This is a genomic window from Ferdinandcohnia sp. QZ13 (assembly GCF_031324165.1).
In the GTDB taxonomy this organism is placed as follows: Bacteria; Bacillota; Bacilli; order Bacillales; family Bacillaceae_L; genus Ferdinandcohnia.
Window position 1 is genome coordinate 783,285 of record NZ_JAVIVW010000015.1, and the last position, 18,346, is coordinate 801,630.

Annotated in this window: 21 protein-coding genes and 1 riboswitch; of the genes, 11 read left to right on the forward strand and 10 right to left on the reverse strand. The window is 37.8% G+C overall.

Annotated features, from left to right (window positions below):
- Window positions 1-148: 148 nt before the first annotated feature.
- Window positions 149-310: riboswitch (SAM riboswitch) on the reverse strand.
- Window positions 311-576: 266 nt separating this feature from the next.
- Entirely contained in the window at window positions 577-2,166 is a 1,590-nt protein-coding gene (pckA, locus tag RGU12_RS17520; RefSeq protein WP_309537201.1) for a phosphoenolpyruvate carboxykinase (ATP), read from the forward strand.
- 27 nt (window positions 2,167-2,193) lie between these two features.
- Here pckA and RGU12_RS17525 read toward each other — a convergent pair whose 3' ends face one another.
- Window positions 2,194-3,003 (reverse strand): alpha/beta hydrolase family protein, encoded by an 810-nt coding sequence (locus RGU12_RS17525; protein WP_309538280.1) that lies wholly within the window; start codon window positions 3,001-3,003, stop codon window positions 2,194-2,196.
- Between the two features lie 158 nt (window positions 3,004-3,161).
- Here RGU12_RS17525 and RGU12_RS17530 point away from each other — a divergent pair, with 158 nt between their 5' ends.
- From RGU12_RS17530 to RGU12_RS17540, 3 genes are read left to right on the forward strand one after another with little or no spacing between them, the layout of a single operon-like run.
- The gene (locus RGU12_RS17530) at window positions 3,162-4,148 is read left to right on the forward strand and encodes an ABC transporter substrate-binding protein (protein ID WP_309537202.1); all 987 of its coding nucleotides are present in this window, start codon (window positions 3,162-3,164) and stop codon (window positions 4,146-4,148) included.
- A gap of 10 nt (window positions 4,149-4,158) precedes the next feature.
- Entirely contained in the window at window positions 4,159-4,938 is a 780-nt protein-coding gene (locus tag RGU12_RS17535; protein WP_309537203.1) for an ABC transporter ATP-binding protein, read from the forward strand.
- Window positions 4,916-5,725, forward strand: a complete 810-nt coding sequence (locus tag RGU12_RS17540) for an ABC transporter permease (protein ID WP_309537204.1) — start codon at window positions 4,916-4,918, stop codon at window positions 5,723-5,725. Before RGU12_RS17535 ends, RGU12_RS17540 begins: the two co-directional genes overlap by 23 nt.
- 20 nt (window positions 5,726-5,745) lie before the next feature.
- Here the strand turns inward: RGU12_RS17540 and ytkD are convergent, their stop codons facing one another.
- Window positions 5,746-6,234: an RNA deprotection pyrophosphohydrolase gene (gene ytkD / locus RGU12_RS17545; RefSeq protein ID WP_309537205.1), complete on the reverse strand. Its 489-nt coding sequence runs from the start codon at window positions 6,232-6,234 to the stop codon at window positions 5,746-5,748.
- Window positions 6,235-6,599: 365 nt separating this feature from the next.
- Complete coding sequence (locus RGU12_RS17550; RefSeq protein ID WP_116351841.1) at window positions 6,600-6,938, reverse strand: hydrolase; 339 nt, start codon at window positions 6,936-6,938, stop codon at window positions 6,600-6,602.
- Between the two features lie 177 nt (window positions 6,939-7,115).
- Here RGU12_RS17550 and RGU12_RS17555 point away from each other — a divergent pair, with 177 nt between their 5' ends.
- Window positions 7,116-7,376: a DUF6154 family protein gene (locus RGU12_RS17555; protein WP_116351842.1), complete on the forward strand. Its 261-nt coding sequence runs from the start codon at window positions 7,116-7,118 to the stop codon at window positions 7,374-7,376.
- Between the two features lie 180 nt (window positions 7,377-7,556).
- Here RGU12_RS17555 and ltaE read toward each other — a convergent pair whose 3' ends face one another.
- Together ltaE and RGU12_RS17565 are read right to left on the reverse strand one after the other, a co-directional pair.
- A complete protein-coding gene (gene ltaE / locus RGU12_RS17560; protein WP_309537206.1) occupies window positions 7,557-8,573 on the reverse strand; it encodes a low-specificity L-threonine aldolase in 1,017 nt (338 codons plus the stop codon).
- A 75-nt stretch (window positions 8,574-8,648) separates the two neighbouring features.
- The gene (locus RGU12_RS17565; protein ID WP_309537207.1) at window positions 8,649-9,089 is read right to left on the reverse strand and encodes a Dps family protein; all 441 of its coding nucleotides are present in this window, start codon (window positions 9,087-9,089) and stop codon (window positions 8,649-8,651) included.
- Between the two features lie 177 nt (window positions 9,090-9,266).
- Here RGU12_RS17565 and ytzI point away from each other — a divergent pair, with 177 nt between their 5' ends.
- Together ytzI and RGU12_RS17575 are read left to right on the forward strand one after the other, a co-directional pair.
- Window positions 9,267-9,431, forward strand: a complete 165-nt coding sequence (gene ytzI, locus RGU12_RS17570) for a YtzI protein (protein ID WP_309537208.1) — start codon at window positions 9,267-9,269, stop codon at window positions 9,429-9,431.
- Window positions 9,421-10,884, forward strand: a complete 1,464-nt coding sequence (locus RGU12_RS17575; RefSeq protein WP_309537209.1) for an amidase family protein — start codon at window positions 9,421-9,423, stop codon at window positions 10,882-10,884. The genes ytzI and RGU12_RS17575 overlap by 11 nt, the downstream gene beginning before the upstream one ends.
- 32 nt (window positions 10,885-10,916) lie before the next feature.
- Here RGU12_RS17575 and RGU12_RS17580 read toward each other — a convergent pair whose 3' ends face one another.
- Window positions 10,917-11,390: an S-ribosylhomocysteine lyase gene (locus tag RGU12_RS17580; RefSeq protein ID WP_116351847.1), complete on the reverse strand. Its 474-nt coding sequence runs from the start codon at window positions 11,388-11,390 to the stop codon at window positions 10,917-10,919.
- A gap of 153 nt (window positions 11,391-11,543) precedes the next feature.
- On the opposite strand from RGU12_RS17580, the gene yidD reads away from it, so the two are divergent.
- On the forward strand, window positions 11,544-11,783 hold the full coding sequence (gene yidD / locus RGU12_RS17585; RefSeq protein WP_116351848.1) for a membrane protein insertion efficiency factor YidD: 240 nt from the start codon (window positions 11,544-11,546) through the stop codon (window positions 11,781-11,783).
- 17 nt (window positions 11,784-11,800) lie between these two features.
- Here the strand turns inward: yidD and RGU12_RS17590 are convergent, their stop codons facing one another.
- On the reverse strand, window positions 11,801-12,565 hold the full coding sequence (locus RGU12_RS17590) for a FixH family protein (RefSeq protein ID WP_309537210.1): 765 nt from the start codon (window positions 12,563-12,565) through the stop codon (window positions 11,801-11,803).
- Window positions 12,566-12,706: 141 nt separating this feature from the next.
- Window positions 12,707-13,267 (reverse strand): beta-class carbonic anhydrase, encoded by a 561-nt coding sequence (locus RGU12_RS17595; protein WP_309537211.1) that lies wholly within the window; start codon window positions 13,265-13,267, stop codon window positions 12,707-12,709.
- Window positions 13,268-13,483: 216 nt separating this feature from the next.
- On the opposite strand from RGU12_RS17595, the gene RGU12_RS17600 reads away from it, so the two are divergent.
- From RGU12_RS17600 to zupT, 3 genes are all read left to right on the forward strand, one after another.
- A complete protein-coding gene (locus tag RGU12_RS17600; RefSeq protein WP_309537212.1) occupies window positions 13,484-14,404 on the forward strand; it encodes a metal ABC transporter substrate-binding protein in 921 nt (306 codons plus the stop codon).
- Window positions 14,405-14,500: 96 nt separating this feature from the next.
- A complete protein-coding gene (locus tag RGU12_RS17605) occupies window positions 14,501-14,656 on the forward strand; it encodes a DUF1540 domain-containing protein (RefSeq protein ID WP_116351852.1) in 156 nt (51 codons plus the stop codon).
- A gap of 222 nt (window positions 14,657-14,878) precedes the next feature.
- Window positions 14,879-15,688, forward strand: a complete 810-nt coding sequence (gene zupT / locus RGU12_RS17610; RefSeq protein ID WP_309537213.1) for a zinc transporter ZupT — start codon at window positions 14,879-14,881, stop codon at window positions 15,686-15,688.
- A gap of 31 nt (window positions 15,689-15,719) precedes the next feature.
- On the opposite strand, the gene menC is transcribed toward zupT, so the two are convergent.
- On the reverse strand, window positions 15,720-16,826 hold the full coding sequence (gene menC / locus RGU12_RS17615; protein WP_309538281.1) for an o-succinylbenzoate synthase: 1,107 nt from the start codon (window positions 16,824-16,826) through the stop codon (window positions 15,720-15,722).
- Window positions 16,822-18,300 carry an o-succinylbenzoate--CoA ligase gene (locus tag RGU12_RS17620; protein ID WP_309537214.1) on the reverse strand — a complete coding sequence of 493 codons (1,479 nt, stop codon included), beginning with the start codon at window positions 18,298-18,300 and terminating at the stop codon, window positions 16,822-16,824. The genes menC and RGU12_RS17620 overlap by 5 nt, the downstream gene beginning before the upstream one ends.
- Window positions 18,301-18,346 lie beyond the last annotated feature (46 nt).

The following is an 18,346-nucleotide window of genomic DNA, read 5'->3' on the forward strand; positions in this document are numbered from 1 at the left end:
ATATTAACAACCATTAATACAGCATATGTAGACTAGTTATCTGTGGTGAACACATATAACCGCTATAAGTAACATAGTTCTTATTAAAGAAATAAAAAACCTTCCCTACTTTTTTGAGGAAAGGTATTATCATTTATCTCGCCTTTCACTCTTATCGATCAAGGACATACCTTGCTCAGGTTAGCACCTTATCACCTTTATCAATGGAAACCTACATATATATAGGATTCTAAAAAACTCGCTTGATATGTAAAAAGTGATGGTTGCCGGGTTTCATCGGGCCTGTCCCTCCGCCAGCTCGGGATAAGAGAGTATCCGTTCAATGAATTATCATAACGTAGTCATCCTTTTCGTGTCAACCAAATTCGGAAAAAAAAACGATCAAAATGGGGCAAATTTTTTAAAGAAAAAGATATATATCCAAACACATGAATTATATCGGACTATTTTTGATTCTGTACGCACTTTTTATAGATATGTTACGTAAAATACGTAAATAGTATAGACTATTTTCGTTAATGTGTTATACTAATTGTAAATTTCGATTATATAAAAAAAGGTAAAGGATGGTTTTACATGAATTCAGTTGAAGTTTCAAATGAGCAGCTAGTAGCATTAGTGAATGGAAAAAATGTACATCAAAACCTATCTGTTCCTATTTTAGTTGAGAAAGTACTTGCTAGACAAGAAGGAATTCTTACTTCGACTGGGGCTGTGTGTGCAACAACTGGGAAATATACAGGAAGATCACCAGAAGACAAATACATCGTGGAAGAAACATCTACGAAAGATAGAATTGACTGGGGCAAGGTGAATAAGCCAATTTCTGAAGCTGCATTTGAAAACCTTTACACAAAGGTGCTTTCATATTTGAAAGAAAAAGATGAAATTTTTGTATTCAATGGGTATGCAGGTGCTGATAAAAAAGTGCGTATGCCAATCCAAGTGATAAACGAATATGCATGGCATAATCTTTTTTCCCAACAATTGTTTGTTCGATCAACTGAAGAAGACTTAAAAACACATCAACCTGAATTCACAGTTATTAGTGCACCTAATTTCAAGGCAGATCCTGAAGTCGATGGTACACGTTCTGAAACCTTCATCATTATTTCCTTTGAAAAACGAACGGTTTTAATAGGAGGAACAGAGTATGCTGGTGAAATTAAAAAATCAATTTTCTCGGTGATGAACTATGTATTGCCTGAGCAAAACATACTTTCCATGCACTGTTCTGCTAATGTAGGTCAAGAAGGGGACGTTGCGCTTTTCTTTGGTCTATCCGGAACAGGAAAAACAACTCTATCGGCAGATCCAAACCGTCGACTTATTGGAGATGACGAGCACGGTTGGTCTAGCTCTGGAGTGTTTAATATTGAAGGTGGCTGCTATGCGAAATGCATCAATCTTTCACGTGAAAAGGAACCGCAAATTTTTGATGCGATTCGTTTTGGCTCAGTTTTAGAAAATGTGGTTGTTGATGAAGAATCAAGAATAGCTGACTATGATGACAATTCATTGACGGAAAATACAAGAGCTGCCTACCAAATCGATAATATCGATAATATTATTGTACCTAGCATTGCAGGACATCCAAATACCATTGTATTTCTAACGGCAGATGCTTTCGGCGTGCTTCCTCCAATTAGTAAGCTAACAAAAGAACAGGCCATGTACCATTTCCTAAGTGGTTATACAAGTAAGCTTGCAGGAACAGAGCGAGGAGTGACAGCACCTGAAGCCACATTCTCAACTTGCTTTGGATCTCCTTTCCTTCCACTTGCGGCAACTGAGTATGCTGAGATGCTTGGAAGAAAAATTGACGAGCACAATGTTCAGGTATTTTTAGTGAATACTGGGTGGACAGGTGGAGAGTATGGAGTAGGCAGTCGCATGAAACTCTCATATACGCGTGCAATGGTTCAAGCTGCGTTAGAGGGTGAACTTACTCATGCGGAAACCGTGAAAAATGATATTTTCGGTTTAGAAATTCCAATTCACATTCCTGGTGTTCCTGATGATGTACTACAACCTGCAAAAACATGGGCAGACCAAAGTACGTACTATGTAAAGGCCAAAGAATTAGCTATTAAATTCAAAGAAAACTTCAAAAAGTTCCCTAATGTTGCAAAGGAAATTGAATTATTGGGTGGACCTAGAATATAATTTCAATGTTTAAAAGCTCGAGGAAAATCACCCCTCGAGCTTTTGGGTTTTGGGCTCCCTTGTTTTCATCCACTCCGTTAATCTTCTCACCGTTTCCCTATTTTCATGCGGCGGAAAATAATGATCGTATTGTGGAAAATACCAGCTTTCTACCTGTTTTCCTAACTCTCTTACTCTTTTTTCAAGTCGATATGCGTGTTCGACAGAAACATTTTCATCTTTTTCACCATGGATAATAAGTAATGGGGCTTCAAGCTTTTCAATTTCATACAAAGGCGTTCTCCACTTATAACGTTCCGGGTATTTTGTAGGTGTACCTCCAATTACCCGCTTCAGCATTCGTCGCAAATCATTTCGTTCTACATATGTAAGACTTAAATCACTTACGCCTCCCCATGAAACAATCGAACAAATTTGTGGGTGATGAATTGCCGTGAGTAGGGCCATCACACCTCCACGTGAGAAACCAAAAACATGGATTCGAGTCGGATTCACTTTTTCATGTTCTTCCAACACTTTAACCGCAGAAAATGCGTCATATCGATCATGTCCTGCAAAATCCTCGTTCCCCTCTCCCCCTTGATTTCCACGATAAAAAGGTGCCATCACCACAAAACCCTCTGAGGCAAATTGAATAATCCGACCAATTCGAACCTTCCCTACATTTTTAATTCCGCCACGCAAATATAAAAATCCGTCATAAACCCCTTCTTCCTTTGGTTCAGCAAGATACCCTTTTATTTTCAATCCTTTACTCAAATATGTTATTAAATAAAGATTAATTTTAGGGCTAGGAGACGGAAATTTTTGCTTTTCAATAATTGTGCCATCCACCATTTTATCCATCCTCTCTACCACATTATTTTTGAAAAAAATTTTATAAACCCTCCTCAATAAAAAGAAAAAATAGGCATTCACACATTTTTATCACGTTTCATAATCTATCTTAGATAGTACTTAAGCAGACAGAACATCTGTCAAGGAGGAATGAAGACATGCGTCGTTTTTTTGCTAGCCTTTTTGCATTATTGCTTATTATTCCATTAGCCGCTTGTAATAATGACCAGGTTCAAAAAATCCGAATTGCCGAGGTAACGCGTTCTGTGTTTTACGCACCTCAGTATGTAGCCATTTCAGAAGGATTTTTTGAAGAAGAAGGTCTAGAAATTGAATTAACAACCGTTCCAGGTGGCGATAAAACCATGACAGCGCTAATTTCTGGCGGTGCTGATGTTGCCTTAGTTGGTTCGGAAACATCTATTTATGTAGAAGCACAAGGCTCAACCGACCCTGTTATTAACTTTGCAGCTCTTACACAAACGGACGGTACGTTTTTAATGGCAAGAGAAGATATTGAAAACTTTAGCTGGGACCAAATTAAAGATAGTACATTCCTTGGTCAACGTAAAGGCGGAATGCCACAAATGGTTGGGGAATTTGTCTTAAAGAAGAATGATATTGATCCACATGGCGATTTAAATTTAATACAAAACATTGACTTTGCAAACATTTCTAGCGCTTTTGCATCAGGTACAGGTGACTTTGTCCAATTATTTGAACCGACTGCTAGTTTGTTTGAAAAAGAGGGGCGTGGATATATTGTTGCTTCCTTCGGTGAAGAATCTGGGAAGGTGCCCTATACAACATTTATGACAAAGCAAAGCTTTATGGATGAGAATGGCGATGCTGTTGAAAAATTCACACGCGCAGTCTACAAAGCGCAGCAATGGGTAGATTCACATAGTCCAGAAGAAATTGCAAAATCCGTTCAAGAATTCTTTCCAGATACACCTATGGATTTAATCACATCCTCTATTGAACGTTATAAGAATCAAGGCTCTTATGCAACAAACCCTGTCCTATCGGAAGAAGCGTGGAATAATTTGCAGGACATCATGGATGAAGCAGGTGAATTACCAAAGAGAATTGATTATGACACACTTGTGAACACAAGTATTGCCGAAAAAGTCATCTCAAAATAGGAGTGTTACTATGAACTTTTTGTCAGTAAAAGATCTACACCATGTTTATTTTACAAAGGATTCTACAACGACTGCACTCGAAGACATTTCGCTCACAATCGAGGAAGGGGAGTTCATCTCCCTCCTCGGCCCAAGTGGGTGTGGTAAAACAACATTACTCTCCATTATCGCTGGATTATTAAAACCAACATTCGGGGAGGTTTTAATTGAAGGAAAGACGATTGAAAAGGCAAAGTCTGATATTGGATATATGTTACAGCAGGATTACTTGTTTCCGTGGAAGACGATTGAGGAGAACATTCTTGTAGGGCTTCAAATTATGAATCAAGAAACCGATCAATCAAGAAAAAACACATTAGCACTACTTGAAGAAATTGGGTTGAAAGGGGTTGAAAAGTCGTATCCAAACCAGCTTTCAGGTGGAATGAGACAAAGAGCTGCTTTGGTTCGAACCTTGGCGACAAATCCAAAAATACTCCTACTTGATGAACCATTCTCCGCATTAGATTTTCAAACAAAGCTAAAATTAGAAGATCTCGTTTCTGATACACTCAAGGAATATCGCAAAACAGCCGTCCTAGTCACACATGATATCGGAGAAGCCATTGCTATGAGTGACCGAATTTATCTCCTATCGAAGAGTCCAGGAAAAATTGCAAGAGTATTTGATATCCCAGAAAACCTACGAAATGAGACTCCATTTGATGCAAGACAGCACCCAGAATATTCGAACATTTTTCAGCAAATATGGGAGGAGTTAGATAAACTTGAAACAACATCTCAACATTAAAGAACTCCATAATCATTTCTTACAGAACATTCAAAAAGAGAAAAAGGTGGTTCGTTTTTATCAAGCCCTAATTTTTCTCGTCTTTTTCGGTATATGGGAGATTGCAAGTCGATATCATTGGATCGACCCTTTAATCTTTAGTCGACCATCTAAAATTTGGATTCTCTTTTTAGAGAAAATGAATGATGGAACATTGTTTAATAATCTTGCGGTGACATTGTTTGAAACCGTTCTTGGGTTTATTTTAGGAACCCTCTTAGGAGCTTTGATTGCGGCACTTTTATGGTGGTCTGAACGTCTATCAAACATTCTTGATCCATATTTGGTTGTTCTCAATGCAATGCCAAAGGTTGCGCTTGGTCCGATCTTAATTGTGGCATTAGGAACAGGTTATATTTCAATCATCGCAATGGGAGCAATTATATCCATCATTATCACCACGATTGTCGTCTACACCTCGTTTAAAGAAGTGGATTATAACTATATTAAAGTCTTGTTAACGTTTGGAGCGAATCGGAAACAAATCTTCCGCAATGTCATACTTCCCTCGTCTTTCCCGGCAATTATCTCAACATTAAAGGTAAATGTTGGATTATCATGGGTTGGGGTCATCGTTGGGGAGTTTCTTGTCTCAAAGCAGGGATTAGGCTATCTCATTATCTATGGATTCCAGGTGTTCAATTTCACATTGATCTTCCTAAGCTTATTATTAATCGCAATCTGTGCGACACTCATGTACCAAGGCGTCGAGTACCTTGAAAAAAAATTAATAAAAGACTCCAAATAAAAAGCTCTTCTAGTTGATTGCTAGAGAGCTTTCTTCGTTTTTATGTATTTTTCTACATAGTCCATGCTATGCGTGAGCACATCATCCTTCATGATAAAGCTATAGCGACGATCTGACCTAACCGTATCCAAAGGAATTTCCTTTAACAGAACAGGACCTTTCGTTTCAAAATAATCCTTCTTCTCAAGGAGCCTTTCAATTTCAGCAAAATATATATTTTTAATAATCGTTTTTCCTTTTCCAATAACCTTATATTGACCGATGTATGCAAGTTCTGAAACCTCTGCTCCCGTCTCCTCCATTACCTCTCGTATAGCAGCAGCTTCCGGTTTTTCCCCCTCTTCTACCTTACCACCTGGAAATTCAAGCCCACGTTCCGAATGGTCGGTCAATAGCCAATGGCCATCATAACGACAGATTACCCAAACATGTTTAGGGTGAGTAGAAAAAGGATCCGGTGTAAACGATAAATTCACTTCATTATGATACATATCATGAAAAACAATCATTTTGTTTAGTCTCCATTATTGTTGGTTTTTTGGCTGTTTTCGTAAACTTTGTTGTTATTAGAAATGATTGTGCAAAGGAACATAGGAATTATTGGGCATCCTGTGATTTCAGTGGATGGTACGAGATGCTCGAAAATGCATGCATTTTCTTCGTGCGGTGCAGCTTCAAGGAAGCAAACTCAACGTCCTACGGGAATAGCAAACCAAGCGAGACCCCGCAGTGAAGCAAGGAGGCTTGCGGATCGCCCGCGGTAAGCGAGTACCAGGAGTGGAAATCACCATATGTTTTAAAAGCAACAATCTTTTAGAAATGAGCCTTTTTTATTATGATAACATAAAAACAAGCCGCTTCATGTAGAAGTGGCTTAATCAATTGTTCGTAAGATATCTAGGATCCCTTCTGATTCAATGAAGTTCCTGGCCTCCTGGTCTCCCAACTGATAGATGATTTGATAAACCTGTAGCATATTAGAGTCATATTTGTCATTGGAAGAATCATAATGATATTCAACAAAAGGCACATGTGCACGTAAAAAGTTTTCAACCTCATTCGAATAGTTTGCATCAAAAAGGTTTCTCAACTGACGAACTTCTTCGTCGGTTGCTTCAATTTTATACTCCCATGTAGAACCAGACTTGACTTGAGAAATTTCTCCACTTCCAACAGAGATATAATAGGTTTTCCTTGGCTGTTGTTCCAACATGTTCACTCCTAACAATGTCATTCCGTTATTTTAGCTTTTTCCTCTGGTTTGAAAAATATGCACTTAGCCGGAAACTGTTTTATTGCCTATTTTCAATACATGAGTATCTTTTGTTTGGTTCCCCCATATACTAATTTCCAAGAAACCCTCTAAAAAACAGATAAAGGGGAAACAGATATGAAAATCATTGATGAAATTTATGAAATGTATCGAAATAAATTAACGGGGGATGAAGAAGATGCAGACATCATCGCTTTCTCCGTACTTGAACAATTTGCGCGCGAAGATCTAATTGACCTTTTAAGTGATTTAACCGACCAAGAATTGCGTAATTTAGTCGGTTTTTATATGATTGAAAACCTAAAAGCGAAAATGGCCCGTGATGGAATCGGTCAGTCAAAAATGATGACGGTGGATGAACTGAGGAATATCCATTAGTTTGAGTCTATCAGCGATAATTTAATTCTATCAACGTTATTTTATTTCTATCGGGGTTAATTGAATTCTATCGACGATAATTGAATTCTATTGGCTTTATTTTCTTTCTAGCAACATAAGCTCGAAACACCTTAAAAAAAGGATTGTCCGCTAACGAGCAATCCTTTAAAGTAATCGGTATTAAAGTTTACTAACAATCTGTAAAGCTTTTTCAATTGACTCTCGATTTACATCGTAATGTGTCGTGAATCGTACGAGTTTAGGTCCAAATGTTGAAACTAATACGCCATGATCTTTTAGTAATGCAGCAAATTGACTTGAGGTTAATTCTCTTTCACTTACTTCTACTAAGATAATATTAGTATCAACCTGGTTAACAACGTTCATGCCGCTAATATTGCTGAGTCCTTGCGCTAAAAACGAAGCGTTCTCATGATCGATTGCAAGGCGTTCAACCATTGTCCGGAGTGCAACAAGTCCTGGTGCTGCAATAATTCCAACCTGTCTTAATCCACCACCGAGGCGTTTCCTCCACTTTCTTGCTTGGTTTATAAAATCCTCACTGCCAGCAATGATCGAGCCAACTGGAGCACCTAGTCCTTTTGACAAACAAAATTGTACAGAATCTGTATATTGAGCAATATCCTTTACAGGACAACCTAGTGCCACCGCTGCATTGAATAAGCGTGCACCGTCCAAATGAACAGGAATATGATTTGCCGATGCAACTTTATAAATGGCGTCCATATTTCCAAGTGGGATGACTGCCCCACCCGCGCGGTTATGAGTATTTTCAATACAAATCAACCCCGTTTCAGGGTTATGCACATCCTCTGCTTGAATAGCTGCCTCCACTTCCACTGGGTCCATAGCTCCTCTATTTCCCTTAATCGTACGAGGTTGTACCCCAGCAAATGCAGAAATGGCAGCCCCTTCGTAATTAAAAATATGGGATTCCTGCTCGACGATAATTTCATTCCCTCTTCTAGTGTGAGTTAGCACCGCAATTTGATTTCCTTGTGTCCCGCTTGTTACAAACATAGCAGCCTCTTTCCCAAGCATTTCAGCAGCTGTTTGTTCAAGCTCCTTCACTGTTGGATCTTCCTGATAAACATCATCACCAACCTCAGCTTCGTATGCTGCTTTTCTCATTTCGGCTGTTGGTTTTGTAACGGTATCACTTCGTAAATCGATCATACTTTCTCCTCCCCTTTATATTTAAAAATAATATAAAACCCTTCTTTCGACAAGAAAGAAGGGCATGTTCTTTTTTTATTTTCCTAGGAAGGATTGAAGCATCCAAATATGCTTTTCAAGAGCTTGGTGAATCGCAAGCAGCATATCACCAGTTGTTTCATCATCTACATCTGCAGCTACCTTCATACCTTCTTTTAACTCCCCGGTTAGAATGGAAAAATCATTTGAAATGCTTGCAACCATTTCTTCCGCATTTTCATTTCCGTTTGCTTCCTGGATAGAAGATATTTCAAGGATTTCCTTCATGGTTGCTACAGGTTGTCCACTAATTGCAAGAAGTCGTTCAGCTAATTCGTCTATGTGAACAGCAGCCTCATTATACAACTCTTCAAATTTTACATGTAAGGTAAAGAATTGAGGTCCCTTTACATACCAATGGTAATTATGTAGCTTCGTGTAAAGTACACTCCAGTTTGCAACTTGCTTATTTACGATTTCGATTAATTGTGTTGACATTAAAAATCTCCTCCTTATTTGTTAACATACCCCCTTTATAACACGGTGAAACATAAATTTTTCGATTGTTTTTTAATAAATTTCATGCTTTGCCTATTTTAAAATGAATATCAATACCTTCATCCTCCGTACCATGTTAAAATGAAAGGAGAAAAAAAGAGGGGGTTGCTATGTGACATGCTTACAGTAATTATTGTTTCAATCATTATTGTGTTTGTAGTCTTATTTTTAGCTGTTAGTACAACATCAAAAGCATATCAGTACAAGCACACAGTCGATGACTTAGAAGAGAATCCACATTTAAATCATCTTGAAAATGAGGAGAATTCAGATGGAAAATAAAATCCTTCAAGAATTAGCTAATGATTGGTTAATTGAGGCTACAATTGATTCCATTCAAGAAAAATATGAAAAAGAAGAACTTACTGCCAAACAATTGGTACTCATGTATTTACATAGAATTTCAAGCCATGATTCAAAGTTAAAGTCAATTATTGAGATTAACCCTGACGCCCTTCATATCGCAATGATGTTAGATGCTGAACGAAAAGAAATCGGTCCCCGTGGCCCGCTTCATGGTATTCCTGTTTTGCTTAAAGATAATTTAGATACGTATGATAAGATGCACACATCAGCCGGCTCACTTGCCTTAGCAGAATCATATGCTCCTGAAGATTCATATGTTGCTTATCTTTTAAGAGAAGCTGGTGCAATTATATTAGGCAAAACCAATATGACAGAATGGGCGAATTTCATGACAGAAGGAATGCCTAGTGGCTATAGTTCACGCGGTGGTCAAACATTAAACCCTTATGGACCAGGTACATTTGATGTTGGTGGTTCTAGCGCGGGTTCAGGTTCAGCCATTGCTGCAAATTTTGCAGTTGTAGCAGTTGGTACAGAAACATCAGGCTCAATTTTAAGTCCATCTAGTCAAAACTCACTTGTGGGTATTAAGCCTACAGTGGGATTAGTAAGTCGTGCAGGTATTATTCCAATTGCCCATACACAGGATACAGCAGGTCCAATGGCTCGTACAGTGAAAGATGCTGCTTACCTTTTATCTGTCATTGCTGAAATAGATGACCGTGACCCAATTACTTATACAAGTAGAGTGGTGCCTTCTACTAATTTCACAGAATATTTAGATGTCGACGGTTTAAAAGGTGCACGGATCGGTATCGCAAGAGAGGTATATTTTGACTACCTTAGCGAAGAAAAACGGACAGTTATGGATAAAGCCGTTAAGAAACTTGAAGAACTAGGGGCAACTGTCGTAGATGATGTAAAAATTCCATCTAGCAAGAATAAGTGGAGCTACGATGTGTTAACTTACGAATTTAAGGTTGACCTTAACGCTTATTTACGTCGATTAGACCCATCCATAAAAGTCCGAAATTTAGCAGACCTTATCAAATATAATAAGGAAAATGAAGAAAAAATGCTAAAATACGGCCAAATTATTTTAGAAGAGGCAGAAAAGACGAGTGGAACGTTGAGAGAAAAAGAGTATCTTGAGGCACTTGAAAATGATCATTTTCATTCCACGGACAATGGTATTGATTATGTTTTAAAAGAGCATCAATTGGATGCAATCGTATTTCCTAATAATGTTGGAGCTGGAATCCCAGCTAAAGCTGGTTATCCATCGATTACAGTTCCTGCTGGATATACACCTGAAGGTGAACCAGTCGGAATTACGTTCACCGGAACTGCATTTTCGGAACCCTTATTGATTAAATTAGCCTATTCCTTTGAGCAAGGAACGAAATATCGTATTCCACCAACACTATAAAACCTCAGCCACTATGGCTGAGGTCTTTTTTATTATCCGAATACTTTATGAAGGTCTTCTTTTGATTGTGATAGCCAAAAACGCATAAGGCGCTTTGCACCTTCTAAGTCATGAAGTTTTGCTTGCCCACATTGAGTTTCATTTGCGGCTGGAATTTCTGTAATTTCTAATGCACTTTGCATGGTTGCTTCAAGTAAATCAATAATTTCAGAAACAGTAGGCTCCCCACTAACAACTAAGTAATAGCCTGTTTGGCAACCCATTGGAGAAATATCAATAATATCAAAATGGTCATATTTCTCACAATGCTCACGAAGATTAAAAGCTAATAAATGCTCAAGTGTATGAATAACGTCTGGCTTCATTGCTTGTTTATTTGGCTGACAAAAACGAATATCAAATTTATTTACGACTCCATCTGTCCCAACTTTATGGACACCACAGTGTCTTACATATGGTGCTTTTACAGCATTATGGTCTAGTTCAAAGCTTTCTACTGATGGCATGTTCTTCCACTCCCTCTTTCTTCTTTATTTCTATCATAACGCTAATTCCGATTTTTTTCATCTGTTTAATTAGGATTAGACGTATAAGATGCTTTTATCCATTACATATAGTATAGTATAAATACTAAAAAACGATAAGGGAAGTAGAAAAAATTGCTTCAAGCGTTATTTATAGGAATCATTCGTTTCTATCAAAAATTTATATCTCCATTAAAACCACCCACCTGTCGTTTTTATCCGACATGTTCGCAATATGGACTTGAAGCAATCAAGCGCTTCGGTGCAATTAAAGGTGGCTGGTTAACCATAAAACGATTGTTAAAATGTCATCCCCTTCACCCAGGTGGAATTGATTTTGTTCCAGAAAAAAAGGAAGGTAAGCATCACCATTGATGCTAGCCTTCCTTTCTTTATTTAACATTTGTTGCTTTTTCAAGATGTTCGTGGATTTCTCCCTTTTCAACATGTACTTGAATATTGTAATTCCCAGTTTCAGCAAATGTATAATCAGACTGATAAACGCCCTCTTTTATTTCGTTGGCATCTATAAAATCATGCTTTTCAGCACCTGTCTTCCAAACTTCAAATCGAACCCTTGCTTCAGTCAATGGAGTTCCTGATTGTTCAAAAGATACTTGCAATGCAGAAGCTTCCCCTTTGGAATACTCCGCTTCTAACGGAAAATCGATTGTAACATCGCCACTTCCATGATGATTCTCACCTGCATGATGATCACTGTTTTCTGTTGCTTCATCCGTCGGCTCATCGCTAACTTCTGGATTGCCGATAACGACTTCAACCTTTGGCATTGTATGCATGCTCCTAGCTGTTACGTGTGCAGTGACAAAATAAACACCATCCGCATCGAACGTTTTAACAGCCGTATATTCTCCACCAGAAGTATGCTCCCCATCTAAAAATTCGCTTTCTTCACTGCCCTTTTGAACAATTTCGAATCGGACTTCATCCGCATCCTCCACTTTATCTTCTCCCTGTGTCACAAAAGCATGGAGGGTAACTTCATCGCCTGGGTTAATTTTTTCAGGATCAATTTTTACATCAACTGCAATAGGAGTTAACTCTTCCTTATTCGCATTTCCCGTTTCCGTTTCATTATTACATGCTGCAAGCGTTATAATAGCAGCTATAAAAAGAAAAAGGAGACCTTTTCTCATAACCTTCACCTCAATTACATGGTACAACAAAAGCCCATTTATTCCTGTGTCTTTTTTATGACAATCATCTATTATTCATTTTAACCAAATAAAGAATTTGTTTAACATGATAATCCAAAAAGAGGTCAAATACATGACCTCTTACTTATATCCATTAATAACTACATCCAATTTACCTGTCTCAGGGTTAATAACGAGACCGTGAACAGGAACGTCTTTTGGAAGAAGTGGATGATTTTCAACCATTTCAACACTGTGTCGGACACTTTCCTCTACACTACTGAAACCTTGAAACCATTCTTCCAGATCAATTCCTGAATACTTTAATGTATCAATTCTTGCTTGAGTAACGCCTCGATCTTTAATTTTATGTAAAATCGAATCAGCATCGAGTGCACTCATACCGCAATCATGGTGGCCAACGATGCAAATTTCGTCTGCATTTAAATCATAAACCGCAACTAAAATACTTCTCATTACACTTCCGAATGGATGTGAAACAACTGCACCAGCAACCTTTAAGATTTTTACATCTCCATTTTTCATATTCATTGCTTTTGGTAATAGCTCAATAAGTCGAGTATCCATACAAGTTACGATAACCATTCTTTTATTTGGAAGCTTTGTGGTCTGGTATTTTTCATATTCCTTTGATTCAACAAATGATTTGTTGAACTCTAATATACTATCCAATTGAGACATTTAATCACCTTTTTCTTTTATTTCATATTATTTTATCAAAAACCAGTCTGTATTAATAACTTTTTATGCAATTGTTCAATTAATTTCTAAGCAGTCAGAGATAATAAAAAGACATTATCTATCTAAAAAAGTTTCTAGTTCTCAAATCGTAATAATTACGATATAATATGAAAGGACTTAAACAGAGACCTTTTGGTACTTGAGAGGAGACAATATATGAATAAAACAATCGGATACTTTGTGCTCCTTTTGTTAATTAGCATACTTTCGGCTTGCGGAGCAGATCAAACAAATAAAGAAGGTAAACTTACGGTTTATACTACCGTATTCCCTTTAACAGATTTCACACAAAAAATTGGTGGTGAAGATGTTTCAGTGAAAAGCGTATACCCACCAGGAGCAGATGCTCATTCATTTGAGCCAACTCCAAGAGATATGACGGATATTGCAGGTGCAGATGCATTTATATATACAGGTGTTGGTGTGGAGGGCTTTGTTAAAACTGCCCAAAAAACACTGAAAAACGAAAAAGTTGCATTATTTGAAGCGGGGACTGGGATTGAGTTTTTACACACTGAAGACGATGACCATCACGATGATGAACACAATCATGGTGATATCGACCCACATATTTGGTTAGATCCTATTTATTCCATTCAAATTGCCGAGAATATTAAAAATGCATTATCCGAAATTAATCCCTCGAATAAAGAATTGTACGAACGAAATTTTAAAGAATTATTGGGACAATTAGAAGCATTAAACACAGATTTTACGGAAGTTACAAATGCCGCTAAACAAAAAGAAATTCTAGTAGCCCATTCTGCATATGGCTATTGGGAAGACCGCTATGGGATCAAGCAAATTAGTATCACAGGGTACTCACCAACGAATGAACCATCCCAAAAAGAACTCAAAAATATTATTGATGTAGTGAAGGAGCACAATCTTAAATATATTCTTTTCGAACGAAATATATCATCAAAGATTGCAGAAACGGTTCAAAAAGAAACGGGTACAGAAAGCTTAACCCTTCACAATTTAGAGTCCCTAACGGAACAAGAAATTGAAAGCAACGAAGATTATTTTAGCTTAATGAGGCAAAATCTTGAAACATTAAAAAAAGCACTAAATTAACTACCTACCTTGGGATATGTTGCTTGTTATCCACTCTCTTTACATGGAGAAAATAAAGGATGCTAGACCATATTCCAATGAAAGAGGTGTAGTAAATTGGCACAAGACGTATTATGTGAAGTGAAAAATTGTCATTATTGGGCAAATGGTAATAAATGTAGTGCCGATGCGATCTATGTTGTGAGTCACACAGGTAAAACCGCATCAGAACAAACTGAAACAGACTGTAAAACGTTCGTTCCTGAAGGGTAAATGATAAAGACTAGTCAAAGGCAGCTGATTACTCAGCTGTCTTTTTTTATATCACTGGAGTTAAAGTTCGCATTTCCTTATGAACATGTCGAATTTTTTGAAATAAAATAATTGACAAAATAAAAAAATGAACATATGATACTTTTAAAAGTTGCACAAAGGAAACATTTATTCATGTAGACAAAAAAACATTCAAATATCAGCTCGAGAGGAGAATAAGCGATGTATGAGAATTTATTACTCGCTTTTGGCTTAACCTTATTTGCCGGTCTTGCAACCGGTATCGGTAGTTTAATATCCCTGTTCACATCAAGAACAAATACAAAATTTCTATCCCTGACACTCGGTTTCTCAGCAGGTGTGATGATTTATGTGTCAATGATTGAAATCTTTTTCAAAGCAAAAGTTGCCTTAACCTCTGAATTAGGTGATCAATTGGGAAATTGGATGACAGTTATCGGTTTCTTTGGGGGAATGCTCTTAATTGCGGTAATTGATAAATTTGTCCCAGCAAGTAGCAATCCCCATGAGGTCAAAAAAGTGGAGGATATGAATCTCTCCTCATCAGAAGTCGAAGAAGCAGCATTATTAAAAATGGGAACTTTCACCGCACTTGCTATCGGAATTCACAACTTTCCTGAAGGCATAGCCACCTTTACCTCTGCCCTCCAAGACCCAGGGCTTGGAATCGCCATTGCAGTGGCTGTAGCGATTCATAATATACCAGAAGGCATTGCTGTTGCCGTTCCAGTCTATTTTGCCACAGGTGATAAAAAAAGAGCCTTTAAGCTCTCTTTCCTTTCCGGTTTAGCAGAACCTATTGGCGCAATCGTAGCGTTCTTAATATTAATGCCATTTATAAATGATGTGATGTTCGGAATGATTTTTGCCGCTGTGGCAGGAATTATGGTGTTTATCTCACTGGATGAATTGCTTCCAGCGTCAAAACGATATGACAGTGGACACTTATCTATTTACGGTTTAATTGCAGGCATGGCTGTAATGGCCTTGAGTTTACTATTATTTATCTAATAATTGAAAAATGTGCATTGCCGATTCCACTCTATAGTCCCAATACTAATTTTTGTTTAGTTATTTGATGAACCCACTCGCGGTCAACTTTATATCCAATTCCAGGAATACGTGGAACGGCAATGCAACCATCTTCAACCATCACTTCAGGCGTAATGACGTCTTTATTCCAATATCTTGAGGATGCGGATATATCTCCAGGAATCGTAAAATTAGGAAGGCTTGCTAAGGCAATATTATGGGCTCTCGAAATGCCGGTTTCAAGCATTCCTCCACACCACACAGGGATATGATGTGTTTTACAAATATCATGAATCCTTTTAGCCTCAGTGATTCCACCTACACGCCCGATTTTAATATTGATTACCTGACAGCTCCCCATTTCAATTGCCTTTCTTGCATCATCAGCTGACGTAATACTTTCATCTAAACAAATCGGTGTTGAAATTTCTCTCTGCAACTTTGCATGGTCAAAAATATCATCATCTGCTAGTGGCTGTTCAATCATCATTAAACTAAACTCATCTAAGGCTTGAAGCTGATCTATATCCTTTAATGTGTAAGCAGAATTAGCATCCACCATTAATGGCAAGGCTGGAAACTCATTTCTAATTTGTTTGAGTAAATCATAATCCTGTCCTGGCTTGATTTTTATTTTGATTCGCTTATAGCCTGATTTCACATGCTCCTCCATTTTAGCCAATACTCGGTCAATGGAATCAATACTCACGACTACTCCCGAATCAATAAAGTCTTTCGTCCCACCCAACGCCTTAGAAAGTGAGATTCCTTGCTTTTTTGAAAATAAATCCCATATCGCCATATCTAGACTAGCCTTAGCCATATTGTTACGTTTAACAAATTGAAAATCATTGTGTAGCTGTTCTGGGTGTTCATACTCTTCTTTTAATATTTTTGGCACTAAATAATCTTCAAGCATATGCCAGCATGTTTTTATCGTCTCTTCGGTATACCATGGGGACGAAAAAGCAACAACCTCTCCCCACCCTACAGCACCATCAACATCCTCTACTTCAACAAGAATACTCTCCCTTTTGTCAACCTTCCCCATGCTTGTTACAAATGGGGAAAGTAGGTTTTGTTCAATGAGATGAAGTGTAGCTTTCTTTACCTTAATCATTGTTTTCATCCTTTAATAACTCCATTAGTTTTCGCCGCAAGAGCTTATTAGAAGCATTTCGTGGAAGGCGGTCGACGAAATAGATTGATTTTGGAACCTTGAAACGTGCTAGCTTTTCATAACAAAAGGCAATAATCTCTGCTTCGGTTAAATGGCTTCCTTCCTCTTTTTTAACAAAAGCAGCTGGCACCTGGCCCCACTTTGCATCTTCAACCCCTGTGACTCCTGCTTCCAAAATGTTTGGATGTGCCAATAACACAGCTTCAAGTTCAGCTGGATATATATTTTCTCCCCCTGAGATGATCAAATCGGAACGGCGATCCATCACAAAGAGAAAGCCTTCCTCATCCAAAAAGCCGATATCACCTGTATAGAGCCATCCATCAACAATCGATGTTTTCGTTGCATCCATTCGATTTAAATAGCCTTTCGTTACATTGGGTCCTTTTACGACAATTTCACCAACTTCATTTGGTTTTGCAGGTCTTCCCTCATTTTCAATTTTGATTTGTACAGGAAAGAGTGGTTTTCCAGCAGATCCAAGTTTTGAAATACTGTACTCAGGAGCTAGTGTAACAACTTGTGAAGCTGTTTCAGTCATCCCATAGGTTTGGAAAACGGGGATATTATGTACCAAACAATTTTCTAATAAAGGTTTTGGCGCAGGTCCTCCTCCAAGAAGCATACATCTAAAACTGTCTGGATACTGTTCATCTCCCATTTCAGCAAGCATTCGTGAAAGCATAACACTTACAATAGACATGATGGTAACACCTTGATTCATGATCGCAGCATTCGCCTTTTTGGGATCAAAGCCTTCGTGAATGACAGCAGGAATCCCATAAATCACACTTCTGTACAAAATCGATAATCCACTAATATGAAACATTGGAACAGCTAGCAACCAGCAATCATCCTGGTGCAACCCTAGATTCAAAGTAGACCCCACTGCACTCCACCAATGATTTCCGTAGGTATGGATTACTCCTTTTGGTCGTCCAGTCGTCCCTGATGTATACATAATGGTATCCGCTTGATCCAACGAAAAGTATTCCTGGATATGGCACTCCTTTTCGGGGAGTTGTTGTAGTTCCTTAACCAGAATTTTTTTGATATCAATTTCATTTACTTTTTCAATTAGAGCATCTTCTGTTAGTATCATTTTTGTGCCAGAGTCGCTTAATTGAAATTCTAACTCATTACTCGTTAGCTTAATGTTTAAGAGTACTGTTATCGCACCAATATATTTTATTGCGTGAATAACTTCGACCATCTCCACACTATTCTTCATGAGGACAGAAACAACATCCCCCTTTTGAATACCTGCACATGTTAATTGATTTGCTTTCCTTACAACATTTTTATGTAAAGTTAAAAATGTGATTTCTTCATATTCAGTTTTAATGGCAATTCGATTAGGTGTTAAAAATGCACGTTGCTTAAGCCAATTTGGTATTTCTGTTGAATTCATCTTTGTTAAATCTCCTAGCGTAAATAAAATGCAAAAACAGCTTGAT